This is a genomic window from Methylobacterium sp. SyP6R, from assembly GCF_019216885.1.
Classification (GTDB): domain Bacteria; phylum Pseudomonadota; class Alphaproteobacteria; order Rhizobiales; family Beijerinckiaceae; genus Methylobacterium.
Genome location: NZ_JAAQRC020000001.1, coordinates 1,913,346 through 1,937,856, shown reverse-complemented (window position 1 = coordinate 1,937,856; position 24,511 = coordinate 1,913,346). Strand labels below are relative to the sequence as shown.

At 68.9% G+C, this 24,511-nt stretch carries 25 protein-coding genes; 20 read left to right on the top strand and 5 right to left on the bottom strand.

The annotated features are described in order from the left end of the window. Window positions 1-353: 353 nt before the first annotated feature. The 3 genes from ndk to HBB12_RS08950 all read left to right on the top strand — a co-directional run bounded on the left by ndk (window position 354) and on the right by HBB12_RS08950 (window position 3,416). Entirely contained in the window at window positions 354-776 is a 423-nt protein-coding gene (gene ndk / locus HBB12_RS08960; protein ID WP_236989026.1) for a nucleoside-diphosphate kinase, read from the top strand. An 84-nt stretch (window positions 777-860) separates the two neighbouring features. Next, a complete protein-coding gene (locus HBB12_RS08955) occupies window positions 861-2,951 on the top strand; it encodes a molybdopterin-containing oxidoreductase family protein (protein ID WP_442919243.1) in 2,091 nt (696 codons plus the stop codon). Window positions 2,952-3,059: 108 nt separating this feature from the next. Then, the gene (locus HBB12_RS08950; protein ID WP_236989024.1) at window positions 3,060-3,416 is read left to right on the top strand and encodes a hypothetical protein; all 357 of its coding nucleotides are present in this window, start codon (window positions 3,060-3,062) and stop codon (window positions 3,414-3,416) included. A gap of 181 nt (window positions 3,417-3,597) precedes the next feature. Here the strand turns inward: HBB12_RS08950 and HBB12_RS08945 are convergent, their stop codons facing one another. Next, window positions 3,598-4,035 carry an Lrp/AsnC family transcriptional regulator gene (locus tag HBB12_RS08945; protein ID WP_236989023.1) on the bottom strand — a complete coding sequence of 146 codons (438 nt, stop codon included), beginning with the start codon at window positions 4,033-4,035 and terminating at the stop codon, window positions 3,598-3,600. Window positions 4,036-4,196: 161 nt separating this feature from the next. On the opposite strand from HBB12_RS08945, the gene rocF reads away from it, so the two are divergent. From rocF to HBB12_RS08895, 10 genes are all read left to right on the top strand, one after another. Continuing rightward, entirely contained in the window at window positions 4,197-5,105 is a 909-nt protein-coding gene (rocF, locus tag HBB12_RS08940) for an arginase (RefSeq protein WP_272913319.1), read from the top strand. Between the two features lie 202 nt (window positions 5,106-5,307). Then, complete coding sequence (gene ocd / locus HBB12_RS08935; protein ID WP_236989022.1) at window positions 5,308-6,360, top strand: ornithine cyclodeaminase; 1,053 nt, start codon at window positions 5,308-5,310, stop codon at window positions 6,358-6,360. Between the two features lie 544 nt (window positions 6,361-6,904). Next, window positions 6,905-7,045, top strand: coding sequence for a hypothetical protein (locus tag HBB12_RS08930; protein ID WP_236989021.1), 141 nt, complete (start codon window positions 6,905-6,907; stop codon window positions 7,043-7,045). A 55-nt stretch (window positions 7,046-7,100) separates the two neighbouring features. Next, window positions 7,101-7,241: a hypothetical protein gene (locus HBB12_RS08925; RefSeq protein WP_236989020.1), complete on the top strand. Its 141-nt coding sequence runs from the start codon at window positions 7,101-7,103 to the stop codon at window positions 7,239-7,241. A 57-nt stretch (window positions 7,242-7,298) separates the two neighbouring features. Next, window positions 7,299-7,445 carry a hypothetical protein gene (locus tag HBB12_RS08920; RefSeq protein WP_236989019.1) on the top strand — a complete coding sequence of 49 codons (147 nt, stop codon included), beginning with the start codon at window positions 7,299-7,301 and terminating at the stop codon, window positions 7,443-7,445. 56 nt (window positions 7,446-7,501) lie between these two features. Continuing rightward, window positions 7,502-7,639, top strand: a complete 138-nt coding sequence (locus HBB12_RS08915; protein ID WP_236989018.1) for a hypothetical protein — start codon at window positions 7,502-7,504, stop codon at window positions 7,637-7,639. 66 nt (window positions 7,640-7,705) lie between these two features. Next, on the top strand, window positions 7,706-8,650 hold the full coding sequence (locus HBB12_RS08910; protein ID WP_236989017.1) for an LpxL/LpxP family acyltransferase: 945 nt from the start codon (window positions 7,706-7,708) through the stop codon (window positions 8,648-8,650). A gap of 21 nt (window positions 8,651-8,671) precedes the next feature. Beyond that, window positions 8,672-9,952, top strand: a complete 1,281-nt coding sequence (locus HBB12_RS08905) for an HlyD family secretion protein (RefSeq protein WP_236989016.1) — start codon at window positions 8,672-8,674, stop codon at window positions 9,950-9,952. 4 nt (window positions 9,953-9,956) lie between these two features. Next, complete coding sequence (locus HBB12_RS08900) at window positions 9,957-12,110, top strand: peptidase domain-containing ABC transporter (RefSeq protein WP_236989015.1); 2,154 nt, start codon at window positions 9,957-9,959, stop codon at window positions 12,108-12,110. Between the two features lie 362 nt (window positions 12,111-12,472). Continuing rightward, window positions 12,473-13,078, top strand: a complete 606-nt coding sequence (locus HBB12_RS08895) for a nucleotidyltransferase domain-containing protein (RefSeq protein ID WP_236989014.1) — start codon at window positions 12,473-12,475, stop codon at window positions 13,076-13,078. Window positions 13,079-13,224: 146 nt separating this feature from the next. On the opposite strand, the gene HBB12_RS08890 is transcribed toward HBB12_RS08895, so the two are convergent. Together HBB12_RS08890 and HBB12_RS08885 are read right to left on the bottom strand one after the other, a co-directional pair. Beyond that, the gene (locus HBB12_RS08890) at window positions 13,225-14,703 is read right to left on the bottom strand and encodes a TolC family protein (RefSeq protein ID WP_236989013.1); all 1,479 of its coding nucleotides are present in this window, start codon (window positions 14,701-14,703) and stop codon (window positions 13,225-13,227) included. 572 nt (window positions 14,704-15,275) lie between these two features. Then, window positions 15,276-16,193: a GntR family transcriptional regulator gene (locus tag HBB12_RS08885; RefSeq protein ID WP_236989012.1), complete on the bottom strand. Its 918-nt coding sequence runs from the start codon at window positions 16,191-16,193 to the stop codon at window positions 15,276-15,278. 200 nt (window positions 16,194-16,393) lie between these two features. On the opposite strand from HBB12_RS08885, the gene HBB12_RS08880 reads away from it, so the two are divergent. From HBB12_RS08880 to HBB12_RS08850, 7 genes are all read left to right on the top strand, one after another. Beyond that, complete coding sequence (locus HBB12_RS08880; protein WP_236989011.1) at window positions 16,394-17,545, top strand: mannitol dehydrogenase family protein; 1,152 nt, start codon at window positions 16,394-16,396, stop codon at window positions 17,543-17,545. Continuing rightward, window positions 17,542-18,225 (top strand): amino acid ABC transporter permease, encoded by a 684-nt coding sequence (locus HBB12_RS08875; protein ID WP_236989010.1) that lies wholly within the window; start codon window positions 17,542-17,544, stop codon window positions 18,223-18,225. The genes HBB12_RS08880 and HBB12_RS08875 overlap by 4 nt, the downstream gene beginning before the upstream one ends. 14 nt (window positions 18,226-18,239) lie before the next feature. Beyond that, window positions 18,240-18,893, top strand: coding sequence for an amino acid ABC transporter permease (locus HBB12_RS08870; protein ID WP_236989009.1), 654 nt, complete (start codon window positions 18,240-18,242; stop codon window positions 18,891-18,893). Continuing rightward, window positions 18,877-19,605, top strand: coding sequence for an amino acid ABC transporter ATP-binding protein (locus tag HBB12_RS08865; protein ID WP_236989008.1), 729 nt, complete (start codon window positions 18,877-18,879; stop codon window positions 19,603-19,605). Before HBB12_RS08870 ends, HBB12_RS08865 begins: the two co-directional genes overlap by 17 nt. A gap of 19 nt (window positions 19,606-19,624) precedes the next feature. Next, on the top strand, window positions 19,625-20,407 hold the full coding sequence (locus HBB12_RS08860; RefSeq protein WP_236989007.1) for a transporter substrate-binding domain-containing protein: 783 nt from the start codon (window positions 19,625-19,627) through the stop codon (window positions 20,405-20,407). Between the two features lie 219 nt (window positions 20,408-20,626). Continuing rightward, entirely contained in the window at window positions 20,627-21,637 is a 1,011-nt protein-coding gene (locus tag HBB12_RS08855; protein ID WP_236989006.1) for a zinc-binding alcohol dehydrogenase family protein, read from the top strand. Window positions 21,638-21,739: 102 nt separating this feature from the next. After that, complete coding sequence (locus tag HBB12_RS08850) at window positions 21,740-22,213, top strand: DUF4267 domain-containing protein (RefSeq protein WP_236989005.1); 474 nt, start codon at window positions 21,740-21,742, stop codon at window positions 22,211-22,213. Here the strand turns inward: HBB12_RS08850 and HBB12_RS08845 are convergent. Together HBB12_RS08845 and HBB12_RS08840 are read right to left on the bottom strand one after the other, a co-directional pair. Then, window positions 22,201-22,998, bottom strand: a complete 798-nt coding sequence (locus tag HBB12_RS08845; RefSeq protein ID WP_236989004.1) for an aldolase — start codon at window positions 22,996-22,998, stop codon at window positions 22,201-22,203. The two genes, HBB12_RS08850 and HBB12_RS08845, sit on opposite strands and share 13 nt — an antisense overlap. 330 nt (window positions 22,999-23,328) lie before the next feature. Then, window positions 23,329-24,510: a lytic murein transglycosylase gene (locus HBB12_RS08840; protein ID WP_236989003.1), complete on the bottom strand. Its 1,182-nt coding sequence runs from the start codon at window positions 24,508-24,510 to the stop codon at window positions 23,329-23,331. Window position 24,511: the final 1 nt, after the last annotated feature.

The following is a 24,511-nucleotide window of genomic DNA, read 5'->3' as shown; positions in this document are numbered from 1 at the left end:
ATGCGGGACTGACGACGGCGGAAGAGGCGAGGGACGCCGCCGCGGCGGGACCGGGCAGCGTGGCCGAAAGGTCACGTTGAAGACAGGAAGCCCGATCTTTGGGGCGATTTTTCGGCCGCGTTGCGGCAAGGCCGCAACGATGTGGTCGGGCGGCGAGGGCGGTCGCCCTTCCGCGCTTGAGGGGCGCCGGGCCCGCGGCTATAAGCCCGGCGCCGGACGTCCGCTCAGGACCCGGCGCGCGGGCGCTCGCGCCCGGCTTGAGAACCGGACCTCCAAGGTTTGAGCCTGACGGGTCCGGTGCCGCGCGGCATCCCACCGCCCACGCCACCGCTTTTCTTCGAACGGACGTCCCCATGGCCACCGAGCGCACCTTCTCCATCCTGAAGCCCGACGCCACCGCCCGGAACCTCACCGGCGCGGTCAACGCCGTGATCGAGGAGGCGGGCCTGCGCATCGTCGCCCAGCGCCGCATCCGCATGTCCGACGCCCAGGCCAAGAAGTTCTACGAGATTCACGCCGAGCGTCCGTTCTACGGCGAGCTCGTGGAGTTCATGACCTCGGGCCCGGTCGTGGTCCAGGTGCTCGAGGGCGAGAACGCCGTCGCCAAGTACCGTGAGGTCATGGGCGCCACCAACCCGGCCCAGGCCGCCGAGGGCACCATCCGCCAGAAGTTCGCGAAGTCGGTCGGCGAGAACACCGTCCACGGCTCCGACAGCCTCGAGAACGCCGGCATCGAGATCAAGCAGTTCTTCGACGACAAGGACATCGTCGGCTGACGGTTTCCCCGCCAGGGAAACGCCGATAGGTTGAGAGCCCTCGCCGCGAAAGCGGCGGGGGCTTTTTTCATGGGAGACCGGACAGTGACGGGGCAGCCACGGATCGAGCGGACGACCTCCACCTGCCCGCACGACTGCCCGTCGGTCTGCGCCCTCGAGGTCGAGGTGATCGACGGCGCCACGATCGGGCGGGTGCGCGGCAACCCGCGCCACAGCTACACGGCGGGCGTCGTCTGCGCCAAGGTCGCCCGCTACGCCGAGCGCATCCACCATCCCGACCGGCTGACCCGGCCGCTCATCCGCACCGGGCGAAAAGGCTCGGGCGAGTTCGCAGCCATCGGCTGGGACGAGGCGCTCGATCGTGTGGCGCAAGAATTCCTCAAGGCGGAGGCCGCGCACGGGCCGGAGGCGGTCTGGCCGTATTATTATGCCGGCACGATGGGGCTGGTGATGCGCGACGGCATCAACCGCCTGCGCCACGCCAAGGGCTATTCCGGCCAGTTCTCCACCATCTGCACCACGCTGGCCTGGTCGGGCTACATCGCCGGCACCGGCCGCCTCGCCGGGGTCGATCCGCGCGAGATCGCCGAGAGCGACTGCGTGGTGATCTGGGGCACCAACCCGGTGCATACCCAGGTCAACCTGATGACCCACGTCCAGGCCGCCCGCAAGAATCGCGGTGCCAAAGTCGTGGTCGTCGACATCTACGACAACCCGACCATGAAACAGGCCGATCTCGCCCTGCTGCTGCGGCCGGGCACCGACGGGGCGCTCGCCTGCGCGGTGATGCACGTGCTGTTTCGCGACGGCCTGGCCGACCGCGACTACATGGCCCGCTACACCGACTGCCCGGAGGAGCTGGACGCCCACCTGAAGACCCGCGACCCCGCCTGGGCCGCCGCGATCACCGGCCTCACGGTCGAGGAGATCGAGCGTTTCGCCCACCTCGTCGGCGAGACGAAGAACACCTTCTTCCGCCTCGGCTACGGATTCGCCCGCAGCCGCAACGGCGCCGTCAACATGCATGCGGCGCTCTGCATCCCGGCGGTGACCGGCGCCTGGCAGCATCGCGGCGGCGGCGCCTTCCACTCGAACAGCGGCGTGTTCGGCCTCAACAAGCGGCTGATCGAGGGTCTGGATGCTGCCCGGCCCGGCACCCGGATGCTCGACCAGTCGCAGATCGGCCGGGTGCTCACCGGCGACCCGGAGGCGTTGCGCCACGGCCCGCCGGTGACCGCGATGCTGATCCAGAACACCAACCCGGTCTCGGTCGCCCCCGAGCAGGAGCTGGTGAAGCGGGGATTTGCCCGCGAGGACCTGTTCGTCTGCGTCCACGAGCAGTTCATGACCGAGACCGCCCGGATGGCCGATCTGGTCCTCCCGGCCACGATGTTCCTGGAACACGACGACCTCTATACCGGCGGCGGCCAGCAGCACATCCAGCTCGGCTTGAAGCGCATCGACCCGCCGGCCTCGTGCCGCTCGAACCACGAGGTGATCGGGAGCCTCGCCGAGCGCCTCGGCGCCGAGCATCCGGGCTTCGCCATGAGCCCGCGCGAGTTGATCGACGCCACGCTGAAGGCCTCGCGCCGCGGCAGCCTCGCCGAGTTGGAGGGAGACGGCTTCCTCGACGTGCAGCCTGCTTACGAGCGCGCCCATTTCCTCGACGGCTTCGCCTATCCCGACCGGCGCTTCCGCTTCCGGCCCGACTGGAGCAAGGTGCCGGTGGCGCAGGATGGGCCGCGCGGGCCGGCGATGCCGCCGCTCCCCGACCATTGGGAGGCACCCCTGATGGTGGCGACGGAGGCGCATCCGTTCCGCCTCGCCACCAGCCCGGCGCGCAACTTCCTCAATTCGAGCTTCACCGAGACCCCGACCTCGCTCGCCAAGGAGCGGCACCCGACGGTGATGATCCACCCGGAGGATGCCGGGCCGCTCGGGATCGGGGAGGGGGCGTGGGTGCGGCTCTCCAACGAGCGTGGCGCCGTGACGCTGCGGGCAACGCTGTTTTCGGGCCTGCGCCGTGGGGTGCTGATCGCCGAATCGATCTGGCCCAACGATGCCTACCCGGACGGGCGCGGCATCAACACCCTGACGGGAGCCGACGCGCCGGCCCCGTTCGGCGGCGCCGCCTTCCACGACAACCGGGTCGCCATCGCGGCCCTGCCGCAGTAACGCGGCCTATAATCTCCGCGGTGTGGCCCGCCCGCCCTTGTGCGGGCGGGGAGTTTCGGCGTCCAACGGTCGAGCTTGACGACAAGCAGCCCAACGGACCTCATTGCCATGCGTCTCCGCACCTTCCTTGCCGCCGGCCTCCTCGCGATCGGCGCCAGCGCGGCCCTTGCCGGCGCGTCCTCGTCGCAGTTCGAGGCCTACCAGCCCGATCCGGCCCTGCGCACCGCGCCGACATCGGAGCTCGAGGCGCGGGTGCGCCGCTCCTGCGCGGTGATCCAGGCCCGGATGCAGAACGCCGCCGAGACCAGCTTCGAGCGCCCCTGCGGCTGCTACGCGAAGACCACCCTGCGCGCGCTCGACGCCTCCGAGATCGCGGCCTACCGCACCACCGGCTACTTCAACGATTCGGCCCGCGCCAAGGCGCTCGGCGCCATCGACAGCTGCAAGCTGCAGCGGCCGGTCTGAGGGGCGAGGCTGAGTCCTCGCACACACTCCTATCCGCAACCCCATCCTGAGGTGCCGCGAAGGAGGGTTTCAGAAGTCTCTGCGCTCTCTGGAGCCCTCCTTCGAGGCTCGCTTCGTTCGCACCTCGGGATGAGGGCGCGGGTGGGAGTCGATGAAGTTCAGTCGTCTGTGCTGGAACGTCCTACAACCGCGCCCGCGCAGACCGCGGCGTCGACAGGAGCAGATGCGTCTCCGAGGTGGTCACGCCCGGCAGCAGGCGCACCCTCCGCAACAATTCGTCGAGTTCCGGCAGGCTGCCGGCGGAGACTTCCACGACGATGTCCCAGGTGCCGACCGTCGTGTGGACCGAGGTGATCGCGGCGAAGCCCTTGAGGGCGTCGATCACCTCGCCGGTCTTGCGTCCCTCGACGGCGATCAGGGTGATCGCCCGTACCGCCGCCGGCTGGCTATCGGCCCGCAGCACCACCGTATAGCCGATGATCTCGCCGTCGCGCTCGAGCCGGTCGAGCCGCGCCCGCACCGTGGCCCGCGACACCTTGAGGATGGCGGCCAACTCCGAGACCGGGCGCCGGCAATCGTGCCGCAGCAGGGTGATCAGGTTCTGGTCGAGGGCGTCCATTCCGACACTCTGCGCATTGTCACCTGCCAGATTGCGCAATCCGACTGAAAAATCGACCGGCTTCCCGTATTCGAAGTGACGCATCCGCTTGCTACCGTCGTGCTGATCGATGCGATCGGTGGGGCGCAAGCGTGGTCGGCAGACATCCTGAACGATGCGTCCTGGTGGGCGCGCCGGTGCAATCGGGCACCAACCGCCTCGGCTGCGACATGGGGCCGAGCGCCTACCGGGCGGCAGGCCTGCCGCAAGCGATCCGCGATCTCGGCATCCCGGTCGAGGATGCGGGCACCGTCGCGCCCGCGCCCTTCGCAGGCCCGGCCCATCCAAATCCGGCGATCCACCACCTCGCCGAGACGGCGTGCTGGACGCGGGCGCTCACCGAGGCCGCCTTCCGGCACAGCGCCGAGGCGCGGCCGATCTTCCTCGGCGGCGACCACAGCCTCTCGGCCGGCACCGTGGCGGGCATGTCCTTACGGGCGCGGGCGGAGGGGCGGCCGCTCTTCGTGCTCTGGCTCGACGCCCATGCCGACCTCCACACCCTCGACACCACGGCGAGCGGCAACCTGCACGGCGTGCCGCTGGCCTATCTCACCGGGCGGCCGGGCTTCGAGGGCTATTTCCCGCCCCTGGAAGCGGCGCTCGATCCGGCGCGGATCTGCATGATCGGCCTGCGCAGCGTCGATCCGGCGGAGCGCGCGGTCCTGCGCGACAGCGGCACGCGGGTGCACGACATGCGCGACATCGACGAGACCGGCATCGCCGCCCCCTTGCGCAACTTCCTGCACGAGGTCGCGGGCGCCGACGGCCTGCTCCATGTCAGCCTCGACGTCGACTTCCTCGATCCCGGCATCGCGCCCGGCGTCGGCACCACGGTGCCGGGCGGGGCCACCTTCCGGGAAGCGCACCTGATCATGGAGCTGCTGCACGATTCCGGCCTGGTGCGCAGCCTCGACCTCGTGGAACTCAACCCCTTCCTCGACGAGCGCGGCCGCACCGCCCTGCTGATGACCGATCTCGCCGCCAGCCTGCTCGGCCGCCGCATCCTCGACCGACCGACCCGGAGCTTCTAGGACAACTTGATTTGGAGCAATTTCCGGCGAAGTGGATACCGTTTCGTCGCAGAAAATTCGACAAAACCAATGATCAATAACACATCAATATTGTAGTACGATTGCGCAACGCCCTAGGAAATCGATGCAAGCCAGCCCATATTTTGCTTTTTCACCAATTCCTTTCGCAAGATCGACAACCACTTTCGCGGGATTTGCTCAGATGACGGCCCTCAACATCGTCCCATTCGTCAGCGTCGACAACATGATGCGCCTCGTCCACGCGGTCGGGATCGAAGCGATGCTGGTCCGCCTCGCCGCGGCCGTCGCGGAGGACTTCTCCCGCTGGGAGGCCTTTCACAAGACGCCCCGGATCGCCGCCCACAGTTCTGACGGCGTCATCGAGCTGATGCCGACCAGCGACGGGCAGACCTACGGCTTCAAATACGTCAACGGCCACCCGAAGAACGCCGCCGGCGGGCGCCAGACCGTCACCGCCTTCGGGGTGCTGGCCGATGTCGGCAACGGCTACCCGGTGCTGATCACCGAGATGACCCTGCTGACGGCCCTGCGCACCGCCGCCACCTCGGCGCTCGCCGCGCGAGCCCTCGCGCGGCCGGGGTCGCGCACCATGGCGCTGATCGGCAACGGCGCCCAGGCCGAGTTCCAGGCCCTGGCCTTCCGGGCGCTCCTCGGGGTCGATGTCTTACGCCTCTACGACATCGACCCGGCGGCGACCGCGAAGTGCCTGCGCAACCTCGCAAGCCTCGGCTTCGACCTCACGGCCTGCGGCAGCACCGAGGAGGCGGTTCGCGGCGCCGACATCGTCACCACGGTAACGGCGGACAAGCGCAACGCCGTGATCCTCAGCGACAACCTGGTCGGGGAGGGGATGCACATCAACGCCGTCGGCGGCGACTGCCCGGGCAAGACCGAGCTGGCGCCGGAGGTGCTCGCCCGCGCCGCCCTCTTCGTCGAGTACGAGCCGCAGACCCGCATCGAGTGCGAGATCCAGCAACTGGCGCCCGACCATCCGGTCACCGAGCTGTGGCGGGTCCTCGCCGGGCTGGCGCCCGGGCGGCACGATGCGCGCCAGGTCACGGTGTTCGACTCGGTCGGGTTCGCGATCGAGGATTTTTCCGCCTTGCGCACCGTGCGCGATCTTCTGGCCGAGCACCCCTACTACGAGGAGCTCGACCTCCTCGCCGATCCGGACGACCCGCGCGACCTGTTCGGCATGCTGCTGCGGGCGGCCCCACCGCGCCTCGTCGCCTGAGCCACCGCCACAGGCCGCACCGCGCCGCGGATCCGGCAAGAGAGCCGGCAACCCCGCAGATCCGCCAGGCCCGCCGATCTGTGCCGCCCATCCCTCGACTTGATCTGTATTGCCAGCGCGGCGCGCCGCGCAGTCCGGTCCCCACGCCGTCGCGCCTTCCGACGCTCGCCGTCGTGGAAATCTCCAGTCCCCGCCGGGGCGGGCGGAGTCTTGGGAGGAGTCTTGGCAAGGGCAAGATTATCCCCGAACTCGGATTCCTCGGCCGGAACACTCTCCCGGAGCATCGCCCCGCGACAGGAACGTTCTACCGACCTGGCGAGCGGCCCATCGCCGGCTCGCTATGCACAGCCCTTCCCCAGCGAAATTACGTACGCAATCTCTCGAGTCGCTGCGTAAGATCTTGTTGCTGATCCGTTTTCGGGAATCGCTTTGGTTAACAGCAGGCTAAGTGTTCGACTGTCCGTCTCGACACGTTTTGAAACATCTGGCATCCCAAGACTGCGAACGGGACGCGAGACCGGTCCCGGACTTGAGGACAGCCCCGATGAAGACCCTCGACCTGAAGACCCTCGGCACCGTCGCTGGCGGCACCCTCTGCGCGCCCGTCTGCTGCCCCCCGGCCTGCCCGCCGCCCGCCTGCCCCCCGGCCCCCACCTGCGGCAGCGCCAAGTCCAAGAAGTGCTGATCGCCTCAGCGATAGACTGATCTCGACGATACGAAGACCGACAGGAAAGACCACCATGAAGAAGCTCGACCTCGCCACCCTCGGCACCGTCGCCGGCGGCACGATCTGCGCCCCCGTCTGCTGCCCCCCGGCCTGCCCGCCGCCCCCGTGCCCCCCGGCTCCGACCTGCGGCAGCGCCAAGTCCAAGAAGTGCTGATCGCACCGGCGGCAGCCTGATCTCGACGACGACAAAAGACTGACAGGAGAGACGATCATGAAGAAGCTCGACCTCAAGACCCTCGGCACCGTGGCTGGCGGCACCCTCTGCGGCGGCATCTCCATCGGCGTGTCGGTCGGCGCCTGCGCCCCGGCCTGCCCCCCGGCCCCGACCTGCGGCAGCAGCAAGTCCAAGAAGTGCTGATCGCCCAAGCGGCAGCCTGACCTCACCGACACTTCGCATCAGACAGGAGAGACACCATGAAGAAGCTCGACCTCGCCACCCTCGGCACCGTCGCCGGCGGCACCCTCTGCGCCCCCGTCTGCGGCCCCCCGGCCTGCCCGCCGCCGTGCCCCCCGGCTCCGACCTGCGGCAGCGCCAAGTCCAAGAAGTGCTGATCGGCTGACAGTGGAATGGTGCGGGGCCATGCCCCGACGGACAGAGTTCCGAGGACGACAGTTCCGATGAGCAACGCCCCGCACATCCCCTGGACCTATGCCCGCCTCGCGAGCCTGCCGCTCGCCTGGCGCCGGCGCGCCCTGCGCGCCCTCGTCGCCAGCCGCCACCTCCTTGACCGGAACAAGGGTGACGGCTTCGCCGCGACCTTCGAGAGCGTCCTGCGCCTGCCGCGCCGCGAGGCCCTGCGCCTGTCGCGCGAGGCCGTCCACCACGACGCCGCCACCGAGATCGAGTGGTGCGCCATGCACAAGCGCCCGGTCGCGGCCATCCGGCGCGACATCGACCGGGTGAACGTCACCGATCCGGCGGCGATGGCGCGCGTCGCCGCCACCGGCCGGCCGGTGATCCTGGCCCCCCTCCACATGGGCGCCTACGTGGTCGGCCTCGCCGCCCTGATGCTGCGCCACTTCCCCGGCCGGCCGATGCTGGTCCTGCGCCAGCGCGACGACATGGCGATGGAGACGGAGGTGATCGAGCGCCTGCGCGAGGTCGATGTCGACGTGCGCTTCCTGAATGTCGGCAACCGGTCCGACTTCCTCTCCGCGGTGCGCTTCGCCCAGAAGGGCGCGGTGATCGTGGTGTTCTGCGACCTCGATCCGTCCTACGGCGCGCCGGCCGAAATGCCGATGTTCGGGCTGCCCTTCCGCTTCGCCTTCGGCACCGACACCCTGGCCCGGCTCACCGGCGCCACCGTGGTGCCGGTCGCCACCACCATGGACGATACCGGCGACACGGTCCGCCTCGGCCAGCCCTTCGAGGTGCGGGGGAACGCGCCCGAGGAGCGGGCGCAGGTGGCCGGCATCATGCGTAGGCACATCCAGGCCGCGATTGCGGCGAGGCCCGAGCAGTGGCACCTGTGGCCGATGCTCGCCGATTATTTACCCTCCTCTGCCAGGGTGCAGGACAACTCTCCGGCAGGCGGGGAGGCGCCGCAGACCCTCGCGGCGTAAGGCCTCGCGAGCGGACGGTCGATGAGCGAACCCGCGGCGCCTCCCTCCGCGGAGGCCAGTTTCCAGCGTCGGCGGCTCACCGGCACGGTCCACCTCCAGCACGACCGCGGCAGCGTCTGGATGGCGTGGTTCTTCGGCGCCATCATCGTGGCGATCGTCGCCGGCCTGTTCCTCGGCCGCCTCGCCCGCTCCGAATCGGTGCGCGGCTACGTCTCGGCGGCGTCGGGCCTCACCCGCCTCGACGCCCAGGCCGCCGGCATCGTGCGGGACATCGCCGTCAAGCAGGGTGACACCGTCAAGCGCGGCCAGCGCCTGATGCAGATCCAGCTGCGTGAGCAGACGACCGGCGGCGTCTCGACCGTCGGGGCGACGCTCCGCAGCCTGCAGGAACGGCGCACCGGGCTTGCCGCCGAGGAGGCGCGCCTCTCGGTCTATCTCGAGTCGACCCGCGGCGACCGCAGCGAGACCGAGCGCAACGTGACGGCGGTCTTGCGCGCCCTCGACGAGCAGGAGCGCACCCTCAAGGAGGGATTGGCCCAGCAGGAGGAGATGGTCTCCCGCGTCGAGGCCTACCTGCGCCAAGGCTACGCCACCCGCGAGACCCTCAACGGCCAGCGCCGCGCCGCCCTCGACTATGCCCGCCAGATCGCCGAGTTGCGCGCCCGCCGGGCCGAGCTGCGGCAGAGCACATCCGAGCGCCTGCGGGCGCAGCGCACCGGCGACACCGAGAAGGCGGCCCAGCTCGCCACCACCCGCAACGAGTTGAGCGCCATCGAGGCGCAGATCACCGCACTCGGCGCCCAGTCGCGCATCGACGTGGTGGCGCCCACCGACGGCCAGGTCGCCGGCCTCTACGTCCAGCCCGGCGATTCGGTCACTGCCGACCAGGTCGTGGCGATCCTCGGCGATACCAGGGCCGATCCGCTGGTGGTGCTGGAGGTGCCGGCCCGCGCCATCGGGCTCGCCAAGGTCGGCCAGGAGGTGGTGCTGAAATACGACGCCTTCCCGTTCAAGACCTTCGGCATCGCCAAGGGGACGATCACGGTGATCTCCGGCACGCCCTTGCGCAACCCGATGCTGGCCTCGGCCGATGACGGCACCGGCGATGCGGCGGGCGCGGCGGCTTCGCGGCAATCCGTCTACCGGGTCGAGGTGCGGCCCGATTCGCGCACCATGCGCGCCTACGGGGTCGACGAGCCGATCCGCATCGGCTCGACGCTCTCGGCCGACATCGTGGTCGAGCGCCGCCGCCTGATCGACTGGATGCTCGATCCGATCCGGGCGATGCGCGGAAGAGGATGATCCGATGACCGACTGGCTCAAGCGTGCGCTCGCGCCCAAGCGCCGGGTGCGCTCGATCCTCCAGAACGAGGCCAACGAGTGCGGGTTGGCCGCGCTCGCGATGGTGGCGAACTACCACCGCCACGACATCGACCTCGCTTATCTACGGGCTCTGTTCCCGCTCTCGCGCAACGGCATGACCCTCGCGAGCATCGTGCAGCTCGCCGACAGCCTCGACCTGGACGCCAGCGGCTACGCCCTCGACGGCGTGACCGAGCTGGAGCAGGTGGCCTTGCCGGCGATCCTGCACTGGCGCGGCAACCACTTCGTGGTGCTGGAGAAGATTTCTCGCGGGAAGTATCACATCCAGGACCCCGAATTCGGCCTGCGCATCTACGAGCGGGCCGACATGGAGCGGCTGTTCGGCGGCGTCGTGCTCGAATTCGCCCCCCGGATGGATTTCCGCGCGATCAAGGTCGGCGACCGGCTCAAGCTGTTCGACATCCTGCGCAGCGCCCGGGGCCTCGGCGGCACGGTGTGGCAGATCACGCTGGTCTCGGTGGCGATCTCGCTGCTCGGCCTCACGACCCCGGTGCTGCTCCAGATCGCGCTCGACGTGGTGATCCCGCAGGTCGATCTCGACCTGATGCAGATGCTGGCCGCCGGCCTCGTCCTGATGATGCTGTTCGAGGCGTTCGGGCAGTGGCTGCGCGGCTACATCGCCTTGCGCGCCTCGACGTTGCTCCAGCTCCAGTTCACCCGCAACGTCGTCGGCCACGCGCTGCGCCTGCCCTTGAGCTATTTCGAGCTGCGCCATCCGGGCGATTTCGTCACCCGCATCCAGTCGATCGATACGATCCGCAACTTCATGGTCGGCGGCCTGGTCACGTCGTTTGCCGATATCGGCACGTCGTTCCTGCTCGTCGGGCTGATGTACTATTACTCGCCCGCCATGGCGTCGATCGTGCTCGCGACCCTCGCCGCCGTGCTGGCGATGCGCTTCGTCACCTTCCCGACCCTCAACCGCGCCACCGCCGGCTCGCTCGAGGCGCGCTCGCAGGAGCAGGCGAGCCTGATCGACGGGTTGCAGCGCATCGGCAGCCTGAAGGCGCATAACAGCACCGAACTCTTTGCCATGAACTGGTTCGAGAGCTTCGCGCGCTTCGCCAATCTCGATTTCCGGGCGAAGAAGGCCGGGCTCGACGCCGAGTTCCTGATGCATGTCGTCATCGCAATCAGTACCGTGGCGACGCTCTATCTCGGCATCACCGGCGTCATCAAGAACACGCTGACGATCGGCACGCTCTACGCCTTCATCGCGCTGCGCACCGACTTCTTCGACCGCATCAACCACCTGACGACCAGCCTGCTCCAGCTCGCCGCCCTCAAGGTCCATGTCGCCCGCCTCGACGATGTGATCGGCCAGGCGCCGGAGGAGGGCCTGCACGAGGCGACCTTCCACCGGGCGATCCGCAAGGAGGTGAAGGTCGAGAACGTGACCATCCGCTTCGGCCGCGGCGACGAGCCGATCCTGACCGGGGCCTCGCTGACCATCGATGTCGGCCGCTGCGAGACGATCGCGATCGTCGGCGCCTCCGGATCCGGCAAGTCGTCCTTGATGCGGATTCTCGCCAGCCTCACCGAGCCCGCCGCCGGCTCGGTCACCATCGACGGCGCGCCGATCGGCCAGTTCGGCAAGCGCGAGTACCGGGCCAATCTCGGCGTCGTCTTCGCCGATGACGGGCTGTTTGCCGGCACTGTCGCCGACAACCTGTCGCTGTTCGATCCCGCCGTGTCGCATGCCGAGATGGAGGCGGCCCTGACCCGGGTGTCCTTGCGCGAGGAGATCGAGCGGCTGCCGCAGGGCTACGCCACCCACGTCTCGGAGGAGGGGAGCGTGCTCTCCACCGGCCAGCGCCGCCGCCTGCTCCTGGCGCGGGCCATCTGCCGCCGGCCGCGGCTGATGCTCCTCGACGAGGTGACGGCGAATCTCGATCCGGCGACCGAGACGGCCCTCGTCGAGAGCCTGAAGGGCGTGAAGGCCGCCAAGGTCTTCATCACCCATTCCGAGCGCCTGCTCGACCAGGTCGACCGGGTGTTTCGGATCGAGAACGGGCGGCTGACCGAGGATCCGCGCCCGCCGGCAAAGCCGGGGGCTCCGGAGACGGAGGCGGCGTGAGGGGCGGGCGCCGCTCATCCCATGCATGGCGAGTGGTGAACCAAGCGATCGTTTTGTTACGCTCGCATCATATCACGGTCCTACGCTGCATTCCGGAACCTCTTTGATGGCCAGTAGCCGCATCGCTATGACTGTCTGCGGGATCGAAACTCGACCGTTTTGACCGCGTAAGAGCGGCTTGAAACCAATTGCCGGTGCAAGCTCCGATTTCGGATGTTTGCGTGATGATGGACTGCAGACGTGAAGAGCGAGAGCGTTACATCTGCCCTATGGATTGCCCCTCAAGGGCGCAGATGTTGCGGTAAGGCGTCGCAGCGCGTATCGATTTTCGGCTTTCGCGAATGCTCCCTGCGGAGATTTCGATGAGTCCTCTCGACGACGACGCTTGGGATGCATGGTCGCCCGACGAGCTTGGACAACGTCTCCGAAACGCAGCCTTCCCATGGTACGTCGCAGGCGGATGGGCTCTCGACGTCTGGCATGGCGAGCAAACGCGCGAGCACGAGGATCTGGAGTTTGTTGTCCTTCGCAAGGATGTAGCTTATTTTCGTTCTATTTTGCATGAATTAGACTTTTTCACCGTCAAAGATGGAACGGTCGAATATCTTCCTCCGTCCGCCGCGGTCCCGAGCGATGTCTGGCAGCTTTGGGGAGGAGACCTGCAGCAAGGTTGCTGGCGAGTGGACATGATGATGGAGCCAGGAACGCCGAATCTATGGATTTACAAGCGCGACCGGACCATACGGATGGCCCGATCTGATGCTGTTCGTGTGAGCAGCTCAGGCATTCCATACCTTGCGCCAACACATGTCCTCTTGTTCAAAGCAGTGCATTGCAGAAAAAAAGATCAGCGTGATTTCGATTTTTTCGTTCAAAAATTTTCCATGAAGGAAAATCAGCTATTGAGTTCATTGATTAAACAATTACATCCAGGTCATCGATGGATCGATGATCTAAAAATTCGCTAATATGATAGAAATATCATATAAATAAGATAAAAATTGATCATTATGATTGTGAAATTCGGGCGTTGCTAAAGGGCCTCGCAATAATGCGGAGAGCGGCAATTCCTGTGCGAGGCGGCCGATCACTTTGAGGCGAGGACATTACGCCGTCAACGATGATCCTCCTCAGCCCGCGACACGCGCAGAACAGGCGTCGGCGTCACCGCCGGCGCCCCGCTGCCGCGCAAGGCCGGGGCCTTCTCGACGGGCGCCCCTGCGAGCGAACGGCGCAAAGCCGACGGCGGCGGGGGAGCGACCGACTCGAACCGCCGAGAGGGAGGCCCGCCGGGCGCGGCGTCGAGCTGGGCCGCGGCCGCCGCCAGTTGCAGCGCCTGCCCGTCGCGCTCGTTCAGGACGATCTCCGCCGCCACCTCGGCATTGGCGAGTTCGCCGCGGATGTTCAACTCGTCGAGGACGGTGCGAAAGCCCGCCGCCCGCTCGATCCCGAAGCCCCGCATCGTCTCGCGCAGCTCGCGGATCCGGGCGACCAGCTGGGTGTATTGCTCGGCGGTGGCCTGGCGCCGGGCGAAGGCGATGCGGGCCGAGGTGAGGGTGGCGAGTTCCTTGTCCTGCGCCTCGTAGCCGCGCTGGCGCGCCAGGGCCGAGGCCTCGCCGATCCGCGGCAGGCTGCCCGGCGTGTAGATCGGCACGGTCGCGACCACCCGGGTGGTGGTGTCGGTGATCCGGTCGAGGACCGGGCTGTAGCCGATCTGCGCGATCTTCGAGAATTGAAGGTTGACCTTCGGCAGGAGGTCCGCGACCGCGGCCTTGGCCTGGTAGCCCGCGGCCTCCGCCTCGAGCTGGGACGCGGCGATGTCGGGATTGGCCGTCCGCACCAGTTCGGCATAGGCGTCGGCGCTGCGCGGCAGCCGGTCGGGCAGGCGCGGCGGCGGCATCCGCTCCGGCGCCATCCGGGTCAGCCGGGTGAAGTCGAGCCGGGACGCGGTGAGATCGGCCTGGGCGCGGATCCGCAGGGCCTCGGCCTCCTGAACGCGGGAGCGGGCCAAGGCCACGTCGGTGCGGGTGGCGTCGTTGAGCTCGAACTGCTTGTCGGTGAAGGCGGCGATGCGCTGGATCGCGACGAGTTGCGCGTCGCGGGCGGCGAGGATCCGGGTGTCGCGCAACACCGCGATATAGGCGATGGCGGTATCGAGCAGCACCTGCTGGCGCCGGCCGATCAGCAGCAGCCGGCCCGATTCGGCCAGCGTCTTCGCCGTCTGGTAGCCGTTCCAGCGCTGGAACCCGTCGAAGAGCGGCAGGTTCGCGGTGAGCCCGACCACGGTCGGCGCCCGCCGCGGCGTCGCGTCGAGCCCGACCGTCGGAGGTGCGGCTTCCGGCGAATAGGTGATGCGGCTCCGCAGCGGCCGGTCGGCCGTGAAGGCGACGGTGGGCATGAAGGCGTCGATGGCGCCGCGCAGGCGCTCCTCGGCGCCGTCCTGGCGCGCGCGCTCGGCCCGCAGCACGAAGCTCGAGTCGAGCGCGGCGGCGGAGGCCTCCTCGAGGCTCTGCGCCCGGGCCGCGCCGGCGGGGATCGCCAGGATCGCCAGGACGCAGCCCAGCCTCTCCAACGTCGCGCGCCGCACCGGCATCTGATCTCCGAAGGGTAGGGGAGCGCCGGGCGCCTTCCTGGCGAGGACGCCGCGAACGGTCGCTCTCTTCTTCGCGCAACAGGGTGAACGAAGCCTTACCTACGGACGCGAAGCCTCACGGGGCTCGACTGCACAGGACAACGTGACCGGATGGGTGATGATGAGCGGCCGTCAATCTGATCATATCCACGTCATACCGCATACCTCCCGCGTTGCTCGGTCGATGAAGATTACAAAGATCTGTGGCCGCGGCCGGTCGATATTCGACCAGTCCGGCATGGTCCGCAGTCGCGATGCGTCATCCGGAGGCCGCGACGCTGTTTTGGGGAAAGGAAGATGCGCAGGTCCCCTGCTCTTCCCGCGGGCGGGGAGGGGGTCTCGATGGGTGAGGCTCCTCCGGAAACTCCCCCTCATCCTCGCGGCGAACCTGCATTTCGCCGCACGGGCTCGCTGCCCCCCCTGGACGGGGGATCAGCCCTCTCCCCGCCCACGGGGAGAGGAGAAAATCCCGCGCCATTCCTTTTCCCCGACAGCCCTGTGGCGGAGAGAGGCGCCTCGGCGGCATCCGGCTCTCACCCCCGCGCCGGCACACCACCGAGCGGGCCGACGGCGATCGAGCGCAGCAGGGTCGCCCGAGCGGTACGCAGATGCACCCGGCAGGTCTGGTCGATCTGGCGCAGGTCGCGGGAGCGCAGGGCGGCGATGTAGTCCAGGTGCTCGCCCAGGGCGACGCGGTGGCGCTCCTTCTCGTCCGATTTGTCCCACTGGTAATGGTAGTGGAAGATGATCGAGATCACGTCGTAGAAATCGCGGATGAAACGGTTGCGCGAGGCGTCGAGGATCAGCCGGTGCAACCGCTCGTCGAGGCGCGAGAAGTCGCGATGGCGCGCATCGATCTCGGCGAGCAGCGCGTGATGCTCGCGCTCGATCGCGGCGAGCTCGGCCCAGGCCGGTGAATCCGGCGCCAGCTCGACGAAGCGGCGGGCCGAGCGTAGCTCGAACATCTCGCGGATCTCGTAGATCTCGGCGGCGAAGTCCGGTGTCACCCCGGCGAAGATCCAGCCGCTGTTCTCGCGCCGCTTCAGGAGCCCGAACTGGCTGAACCGGGTCAGGTATTCCCGCACCGCCGTGGTCGAGACGCCGAACAGCCGAGCCAGTTCCGCGGTGTTGACCACCTGGCCCGGACGGCAATCACCCTGGAGCACCCATTGCATGAACTTGCGCTCGACGGCCTCGGCCACCGTCTCGGTCTCGACGCCCGGGAAGTAATCATCCGGCACCGGGTGGCGAAGGAGGTGGCGCCGGGTCCCGTCCATCCCGACGATGCCGGCCGCGGACAGGCCCGCCAGCACGCCCCGCACGGTGGTGCGGCTGACCTCCAGCGCCTCGGCCAGCTCGGCCTCCGAGGCGCACCACGGCCCGAGCGGCCGCGCCGCCAGCACGGACAAGCATTGGTTGGTGGCCCGCTTATGGACCGTGTTCGCCCGCATCCCGCCCTCCGGAAGAAAGCGATTCCAGCACGCCGGCTGCGACCCGTCCATCCGCCTTGGTTCGGTTTTTCGCACATAAAAAACCGTTTGACAGGCGGGATAGGGCAGTTCTTTATGCATGATAATACATAAGACCCACCCGGTGAGGACACGCCCTTGACCCCGATCGGCAGCATCTCCGCCTACGCGGCGCGTCGCGCATGAGCGCCGTCCCGACATCCCGAAGGGTCGTCCAGTTCGGCACCAGCCGCTTCCTTCAGGCCCATGCCGACCTGTTCATCCACGAGGCGCGCGAGGCCGGCCAGGCGGTCGGCCCTGTCGCGGTGGTGCAGACCTCAGGCAGCGCTGCCCGCGCCGGGCGCGTCGCCGCCTTCGGGGCGCCGGGCGGCTACCCGGTCATCATCCGCGGCATCGCGGACGGCGTTCCGGTCGAGCGGCAGGTCACCGTCACCAGCATCGATCGCGGGCTCTCGGCGACGACGGACTGGGACGCCGTGACGGCCCTGTTCGTCGAGGAGGCCGAGATCGTGCTGTCGAATACCGGCGATACCGGCTATGCGATCGACCCGGCCGATCGCGGTCCGGCCCTGATCGAGGCGCATCCCCCGGTCTCGTTCCCGGGCAAGCTCACCCAGCTCCTGTATCGCCGCTGGCAGGCGGGCGGGCGGCCGCTCACGGTGCTGCCCTGCGAACTCATCAACCGCAACGGCCGGGTGCTCCAGGGCCTCGTCCTAGACCTCGCCCGCGAGGCAGGCCTGCCGGAGGCGTTCTCCGCCTGGCTGCGCGAGAGCACGATCTTCACCGACACCCTCGTCGACCGCATCGTCTCGGAGCCGATCGAGCCCGTCGGCGCCGTGGCCGAGCCCTACGCCATCTGGGCGATCGAGCGCCGGCCCGGCCTCGTGGTCCCGTGCGAGCATCCCTGCATCGTGCTCGCCGACGACCTCGAACCCTACGAGCGGCTCAAGCTCCACATCCTCAATCTCGGCCATACCTTCCTCGCCGAGATCTGGCAGCGCGAGGGCCGGCCTGCCGCCGAGACCGTGCGCGAGATCCTGGCCGAACCGGCGATCCGGGCCCGGCTCGACGCGCTCTATCGCGACGAGGTCGTGCCGGGCTTCTCCGCCCGCGGGATGGGGCCGCAAGCGAACGACTACGTCGCCGCCACCCTCGACCGGTTCCTGAATCCGTATCTCAACCACCGCATCGCCGACATCGCCCAGAACCACGTCCAGAAGATCGAGCGGCGGGTCGACGCCTTCCTGGCCTGGGTCGAGGAGGCGGGGACCAGCCTGCCCGCTCCGGTCCTGCGGGCACTCGCCGCCGCCTATCCGACGCCGGGCGCGGCATGACCTACCAGTTCGACTTCGCGTCCCTGCTGCCGTACTGGCGCGACTTCGCCGCCGGCGTCTGGCTGACGCTCCAGCTGTCGGGCGTGGCGACGGTTCTGGGTTTCATCGGCGGCGCGCTCTGCGCCATCGCCCGGGCCGACGGGCCGCCCTGGCTCCAGCGGGTCGTCGGCGCCTATGTCGAGGTGATCCGCAACACGCCGCTGCTCGTCCAGATCTTCCTGGTCTATTTCGGCATCGCGGTGCTGGGCCTGCGGGTCGACGCCACCATCGCGGCGGTGCTGGCTCTCGTCGTCAACGTGGTGGCCTATACCTGCGAGATCATGCGCGCCGGGATCGAGAGCATTCATAAGGCGCAGGTCGAGGCCGGCGAGTGCCTGGGGCTCAACCGCCGCCAGATCTACTGGCACGTGGTCTTACGCCCGGCGATCGAGCGGGTCTACCCGGCCCTCGTCAGCCAGTACGTGCTGCTGATGCTCGCATCCTCGATCTGCTCGCAGATCTCGGCCGAGGAGCTGACGGCGGTGGCCAACCGCATCCAGTCCGACACCTTCCGCAGCTTCGAGACCTACATCGTCGTCGGCCTCGTCTACCTCGCCCTGTCCTTCGTGGTGCGCGGAGCCTTCTGGGGCTTCGGGCAACTCGTCTTCACCCGCCGGCGCAAGCTCGGCACGGCGCTCTAGCGGGGAGGGGATCGATGCCCACTTTCGGACCCCAGCACCTCTGGTTCCTGCTCCAGGCCGCCGGCTGGACGCTGGCGCTCTCCGCCATCGCCTTCCTCGGCGGCGGCCTCCTCGGATTCGGCGTGGCACTCGCGCGCATCTCCCGCAACCGCGTCCTGCGCGGCCTGGCCACGGCCTACGTGCAGGTGGTGCAGGGCACGCCGCTCCTGATCCTGCTGTTCATGATCTATTTCGGCCTTGCCATCGCGGGCTTCGACCAGCTGCCGGCGCTGATCGCGGCGGGCGCCGGGCTCACCATCTACGCCTCGGGCTTCCTCGGCGAGATCTGGCGCGGCTGCATCGAGGCGGTGCCGAAGACCCAGTGGGAGGCCGCCGAGTGCCTGGCCCTGTCGCGCTGGCAGCGCCTGACCCGGGTGGTGCTGCCGCAGGCGATGCGGCTCGCCACCGCTCCGACGGTGGGCTTCTTGGTCCAGATCGTCAAGAACACCTCGCTCGCCTCGGTCGTCGGCTTCGTGGAATTGTCGCAGGCCGGCAAGCTCATCAACAACTCGATCTTCCAGCCCTTCATCATCTTCGTGACCGTGGCGCTGTTCTACTTCGCCATCTGCTATCCGCTGTCGGCCTGGAGCCGCGGGCTGGAGAGGAGGCTCAATGTCGGCCGTCGTTAAGCTTGCCAACGTCCACAAGAGCTTCGGCCCGCTGAAAGTCTTGGACGGCGTCTCGTTCGAGGTCGGCCGCGGCGAGGTGGTGGCGCTGATCGGCCAGTCCGGTTCCGGCAAGTCGACGGCGCTCCGCTGCATCAACGCGCTCGAGACGATCGAGGAGGGGGCGATCGAGGTTTGCGGTCACGCGATCCATTCGCCCAACCTCGACAAGCGGGCGCTGCGGCTCTCGGTCGGCATCGTCTTCCAGAGCTACAACCTCTTCCCGCACCTGACGGCCCTTCAGAACATCATGCTGGCGCCGACCTGCGTGAAGGGCCTCAAGCGGGCCGAGGCCCGCGACCTGGCGATGGCGTGCCTGACCCGGGTCGGCTTGGCCGAGAAGGCCGAGCACTATCCCGAGCAATTGTCGGGCGGGCAGCAGCAGCGGGTCGCCATCGCCCGGTCGCTCGCCATGCAGCCGCAGGTGATGCTGTTCGACGAGGTCACCTCCGCCCTCGACCCGCAGCTGACCTCGGAGGTGCTGAAGGTCATGGAGGATCTCGCCCGCGGCGGCATGACCATGATCCTGGTCACCCACGAGATGGGCTTTGCCCGGCGCGTCGCCGGCACCGTCATCTACATGCGCCAGGGCCGGGTCTGGGAGACCCTGGCCGGCCGCGACCTCGACAACCCACGCACGCCCGAATTGCGCGACTTCGTCGGCAGCGGGCTGTGATCAAGAAGGAGTTTTGGGGATGAAGCGCAGGACCTTCCTGGCCGGCGGCCTCGCGGCCGCGTCCACCCTGGCGATGCCGGCGCTCGCCGACACGCTCGACACGATCAGGAGCCGCAAGAAGCTGCTCGTCGCCCTCGATCTCGGCTCGCCGCCCTTCGGCATGACCGATGCCGCGATGCAGCCGACCGGCTCCGACGTCGAGACCGCCCGGCTGCTCGCCGCCGACTGGGAGTTGCCGCTGGAGATCGTGCAGGTCACGAGCCCGAACCGGGTGCCGTTCCTGCTCACCGGCAAGGCCGACATGGTCATCGCCTCGTTCAGCGTGAACGAGGAGCGCCAGAAGGTGATCGACTTCTCGGACCCCTACGGGGTGATCCAGGCGGTGATCGCCGGCCCGAAGGACCGCGAGGTCAAGGATTACGCGGCCGTCGTCGGCAAGCGCCTCGGCACCACCCGCGGCAGCACCAACGACAAGGAGGCGACCAATCGCGCCCAGGGCGCCCAGATGGTGCGCTACGACGACGACGCCACGCTCATCACCGCGATGGTCTCGGGCCAGGTCGACATGGTGGCGACCTCGCCGCAGGTCATGAACACCGCCAATGCCCGCAAGCCCCCGGCGCCGTTCGAGACCAAGATCGTGATGCGGACGTTCCCCTACGCGATCGGCATCCGCAAGGGCGAGGGCAAGCTCCAGACGGCGCTGAACGAGTGGGTGCACAAGAACCTGCGCAACGGCAAGCTCAACACGATCTACAAGACGTACCACGGCAGCGACCTGCCGCCCGAGATGCTGGCGTAGTCGAGAGGGCACTTCCACTCCCCAGGCGATCCCGGGCTTGCCCGGTATCGCGGCAAGTTGTGGGGAGGGGTTAGGGGTGGGGGTGGTGCAGAAGGCACCGCTGAGCCTTATCCGGCACCACCCCCACCCCCTCACCCCTCCCCACAAGGGGGAGGGGAGAAGCCTCATCTTCGCACCACCAGCCCTTTCCCAAATCTCTACCCTCGAAAGACCCATCCCATGAAGGTGCTCCTCTGCGACGAGCCGGGCCGGCTGCGGCTGACCGAGCGGCCGGAGCCGGTCCCGGCCGAGGGCGAGGCGCTGGTGCGCATCCGCCGGGTCGGCATCTGCGGCACGGATTTCCACATCTACCAGGGCAAGCACCCGTTCCTGCAATATCCGCGGGTGATGGGCCACGAGCTCTCCGGAACGATCGAGCAGGCGCCGGCCGGCAGCGGCCTCACGGCAGGCCAGAACTGCTACATCGTGCCGTATCTCTCCTGCGGACACTGCGTCGCCTGCCGCAAAGGCGTCACCAATGCCTGCCAGAACATCAGCGTGCTCGGCGTCCATTGCGACGGCGGCATGGCCGAGTTGATCAGCGTGCCGGCGCAGAACGTGGTGCCGGTGGGTGATACCCCGCTCGACGATGCCGCGATGATCGAGTTCCTGGCGATCGGCGCCCACGGGGTGAAGCGCGGCGGCATCGCGGCCGGGGATCGGGTGCTGGTGGTCGGGTCCGGGCCGATCGGCATGTCGGCGGTGATCTTCGCCAAGGCGCGCGGCGCCCACGTCACCGTCATGGACCTGCGCGAGGACCGGCTGGCCTTCACGCAAGCTTCGCTCGGCGCCGACGCGCTGCTTCTCGCCAACGACGAGGCCGAGGCGAAGGCGGGCGCCGCCACGTCCGGCGACTTCTACGATTGCGTGATCGACTGCACCGGCAACCGCGCCGCGATGCAGCGCGGCTTCGGCTTCGTCGGCCATGGCGGGCGCTACGTGCTGGTGAGCGTGGTGCGCGACGACATCGTGTTCTCGGACCCCGAGTTCCACAAGCGCGAGACCACCCTGTTCGCCAGCCGCAACGCCCAACCGGACGATTTCGCCGAGGTGGTGCGCCAGATGCAGGCCGGCCGGGTGCCGACCCAGGCGCTCCGCACCCATCGCGGCGCGCTGGCCGACGGGCCGGAGCTCTTTCGCGACTGGCTGCGGCCGGAGGCGGGGGTGATCAAGGCGATTCTGGAACTCTGACCGACCTGCACCGCAGAGCGCACTTCCATCCCACCCGCGACCTCATCCCGAGGTGCAGGCGGGATGGGCCATGTCGATCGGTGAAACAGACTCTCAACCCAGGTGAAGGCACCGGCCCGCGCCTTCGGGCATGCCGGCGGCATGGACCGACGACACCTCGCGACCGGAGACGGCCGCCTCTCCCCCTCCGACCTGCGCCTCTGGATCGTGCTGGCCATGGCGCTGGTCTTTCTGGCGCTGGGCGGCGTCTTACTGGCGACGCCCGCGCTCGGCGCGCTGATCTACGGCGTGCCGGAGCCCGAAGGGATCGGCCGGACTTATCTCAGGGCGATCGGCGCGCGGGACGCAGCCCTGGCGCTCCATCTCGCCGGCCTCAGCCTGCTCTCGACCCGGCGCGCCGTGATGATCGTGCTGGCGGGAAGCCTCGCGATCCCGGCCTGCGACCTCGCCCTCATCCTGTCCGCCGGCACGGCGGCCTGGTGGCAGGTGGCCCTGCACGGGATGAGCGCCGGGGTGCTGGCGGTCATCGCCCTGTGGATGCTGGCCCCGGCGCCCCGCCAGGATCACTCCGCGTAATCCGGCTCCTCCCGGTCGAGCCGCCGGCGGATCGAGGCGAGGTGGAGGCGGGCCGATTCCGGATCGCCCTCGCGCATCTGGCGGGAGGCCGCCTCGGCGATGGCGGACGCGACCGGCAGGACCGAGCGGCCGGTCGAGAGGGCGAGCACCTGCACCTCCGCGGCACGCTCCAGGTAGTAGAGGTCGTCCCAGGCCTCCGCGATGGTGGGGGCGAGCACCATCACGCCGTGGTTCTTCATGAACACGATGTCGGCCTCGCCGACGCTGTCGGCGATGCGGTCGCCCTCGGCGGAATCGAGGGCGAGCCCGTTGTAGTTCCGGTCGAAGGCGGTGCGGCCGTAGAACTTGAGCGAGGTCTGCCCGGCGAAGATCAGCGGATCGCCCTCGGTCATCGAGAGGGCGGTGGCGTAAGGCATGTGGGTGTGGAACGCCACCCGCGCCCGCGGGATGCGCTGGTGCAGGCGGGCATGGATGTAGAAGGCGGTGGCCTCCGGCTGGCCCTCGCCGGAGACGACGTTGCCGTGGAAGTCGCAGACCAGGAGCTTCGAGGCGGTCAGTTCCGCGAAGGCGTAGCCGTAGGGGTTGACGAGGAAGAGGTCGTCGTAGCCCGGCACCATCGCCGAGAAGTGGTTGCAGATGCCCTCTTCGAGGCCGTGGCGCGCCGCCATGCGGAAGCAGGCCGCCAGATCCTCCTTGGCGCGGCGCACCTCGGGCCCGGCGAGGTCGGGCTGGTTGAGGCCGTCCGGAATCCGCTCGCCGGCCGGCGCGCCCAATGCGTGAGCCATGATGTGCGTGTCTCCTTCGTCGCGGCGGATCCTGGGGAAGCCGGCCCCGCTTGTCCATGAGGATCGAGGCTTCACGAGGCCTCGGAGCGTGTTCGATCGGGTGCACCCGTCGATCTGGCACCGACATCGCCACCTCACCCCATCATCCTGGGGCCGCGCAGCGGAACCCGGGAGCCATAACCGCTGACGATGCAGGATGAAGCGGAATGCGTACCGCCTTTCCCTTCCACGTCGGCGGCTCTGGATCCCGGGCTCCCGGCTGCGCCGGGGCCCAGGATGACGATGGAGGGTTCGAGGTCGGTCCCCTCGATCGAACAGGCCCTCGGACGATCAGCGCGCCTTCACGTGCTCCAGCAGGGCAGGGGTGGCGTAGCCGTCCGCCGGCAGCCCGGCGGCGATCTGGTAGCGCCGCACCGCCTCGCGGAGCTTGGGGCCGGCCCTTCCGTCGAACGGGCCGTCGTAGAGCGCGCGGGCGGAGAGCCCGCGCTGGAGCGCGGTGAGCCCGGCCTGGTCGAGGCGCGGCCCGGTCGGCCAGGGCGCGGCGAGCGGCGGTCCGCCGGCGATCCGGTCGGAGAAGTGGCCGACCGCGAGCGCGTAGGAATCCGAGGTGTTGTAGGCGCGGATCGCCTCGAAATTGGCGGTGATCAGGAAGGCCGGCCCGCCGACGCCGCCAGGCAGGAACAGGCTCGCCTCGCCCTGATCGGGCAGGGGCGCGCCGTCGAGGGTCCGCACGCCGCGGCCGGCGAAGTCTGCGAGCGGTCCGCGGTAGCGCGCGAGGTCGAACCCTGCCGGCAGGGTCACGGCGACGCCCCAGGGCAGGTCGCGGCGCCAGCCGGCCTGGTTGAGGAAATGCGCGATCGAGGCGAGCGCGTCCGGCGCCGAATCCCAGATGTCGCGCCGCCCGTCGCCGTCGAAATCGACCGCCGCCTTCAGGTAGGCCGAGGGCAGGAACTGCGTCTGGCCCATCGCGCCGGCCCAGGAGCCGCGCATCCGCTCCGGCGTCACGTCGTGGTGCTCGAGGATCTCCAGAGCGGCCAGGAGTTCATCGCGAAAAAGCTCGCCGCGATGGCGCGCCTCGGCCAGGGTGGCGAGCGCCCGGATCACCGGCATCGTGCCGGCGCTGGCGCCGAAATCCGATTCGATGCCCCAGAAGGCGAGCAGGACCGGGCCGGGCACGCCATACTGCGCCTCGATCGCCGCCAGGGTCTCGGCGCGGCGCGCGGCTTCCGCCCGTCCGCGGGCGATGCGGCCGGGCGAGACGGCGCCGGTCAGGTACTCCCAGACCGGGCGGCCGAACTCGCCCTGGCGGCGCAGGCGCGCCAGCACCGCCGGGTCCGGGGTGACGCCCCGGAACGCGGCGTCGAAGGTCGCCCGCGACACCTTTCGCGATTGGGCCGCCGGCCATAATTCCTCGACGAAGGCCCGGAAATCGCCCGCGCCGACGGGCGCGGCGAGGACCAGGACGGCGCCGAGGGCCAGAACGCTGCGCAGGACGAACCGGGTCTGGGGCATC

Bases quoted from the DNA above. Each gene is read 5' to 3' on its own strand.
- ndk (WP_236989026.1), top strand. From the start codon at position 354: ATGGCCACCGAGCGCACCTTCTCCATCCTGAAGCCCGACGCCACCGCC.
- HBB12_RS08950 (WP_236989024.1), top strand. From the start codon at position 3,060: ATGCGTCTCCGCACCTTCCTTGCCGCCGGCCTCCTCGCGATCGGCGCC.
- HBB12_RS08945 (WP_236989023.1), bottom strand. From the start codon at position 4,035: ATGGACGCCCTCGACCAGAACCTGATCACCCTGCTGCGGCACGATTGC.
- ocd (WP_236989022.1), top strand. From the start codon at position 5,308: ATGACGGCCCTCAACATCGTCCCATTCGTCAGCGTCGACAACATGATG.
- HBB12_RS08930 (WP_236989021.1), top strand. From the start codon at position 6,905: ATGAAGACCCTCGACCTGAAGACCCTCGGCACCGTCGCTGGCGGCACC.
- HBB12_RS08925 (WP_236989020.1), top strand. From the start codon at position 7,101: ATGAAGAAGCTCGACCTCGCCACCCTCGGCACCGTCGCCGGCGGCACG.
- HBB12_RS08920 (WP_236989019.1), top strand. From the start codon at position 7,299: ATGAAGAAGCTCGACCTCAAGACCCTCGGCACCGTGGCTGGCGGCACC.
- HBB12_RS08915 (WP_236989018.1), top strand. From the start codon at position 7,502: ATGAAGAAGCTCGACCTCGCCACCCTCGGCACCGTCGCCGGCGGCACC.
- HBB12_RS08910 (WP_236989017.1), top strand. From the start codon at position 7,706: ATGAGCAACGCCCCGCACATCCCCTGGACCTATGCCCGCCTCGCGAGC.
- HBB12_RS08905 (WP_236989016.1), top strand. From the start codon at position 8,672: ATGAGCGAACCCGCGGCGCCTCCCTCCGCGGAGGCCAGTTTCCAGCGT.
- HBB12_RS08900 (WP_236989015.1), top strand. From the start codon at position 9,957: ATGACCGACTGGCTCAAGCGTGCGCTCGCGCCCAAGCGCCGGGTGCGC.
- HBB12_RS08895 (WP_236989014.1), top strand. From the start codon at position 12,473: ATGAGTCCTCTCGACGACGACGCTTGGGATGCATGGTCGCCCGACGAG.
- HBB12_RS08890 (WP_236989013.1), bottom strand. From the start codon at position 14,703: ATGCCGGTGCGGCGCGCGACGTTGGAGAGGCTGGGCTGCGTCCTGGCG.
- HBB12_RS08885 (WP_236989012.1), bottom strand. From the start codon at position 16,193: ATGCGGGCGAACACGGTCCATAAGCGGGCCACCAACCAATGCTTGTCC.
- HBB12_RS08880 (WP_236989011.1), top strand. From the start codon at position 16,394: ATGAGCGCCGTCCCGACATCCCGAAGGGTCGTCCAGTTCGGCACCAGC.
- HBB12_RS08875 (WP_236989010.1), top strand. From the start codon at position 17,542: ATGACCTACCAGTTCGACTTCGCGTCCCTGCTGCCGTACTGGCGCGAC.
- HBB12_RS08870 (WP_236989009.1), top strand. From the start codon at position 18,240: ATGCCCACTTTCGGACCCCAGCACCTCTGGTTCCTGCTCCAGGCCGCC.
- HBB12_RS08865 (WP_236989008.1), top strand. From the start codon at position 18,877: ATGTCGGCCGTCGTTAAGCTTGCCAACGTCCACAAGAGCTTCGGCCCG.
- HBB12_RS08860 (WP_236989007.1), top strand. From the start codon at position 19,625: ATGAAGCGCAGGACCTTCCTGGCCGGCGGCCTCGCGGCCGCGTCCACC.
- HBB12_RS08855 (WP_236989006.1), top strand. From the start codon at position 20,627: ATGAAGGTGCTCCTCTGCGACGAGCCGGGCCGGCTGCGGCTGACCGAG.
- HBB12_RS08845 (WP_236989004.1), bottom strand. From the start codon at position 22,998: ATGGCTCACGCATTGGGCGCGCCGGCCGGCGAGCGGATTCCGGACGGC.
- HBB12_RS08840 (WP_236989003.1), bottom strand. From the start codon at position 24,510: ATGCCCCAGACCCGGTTCGTCCTGCGCAGCGTTCTGGCCCTCGGCGCC.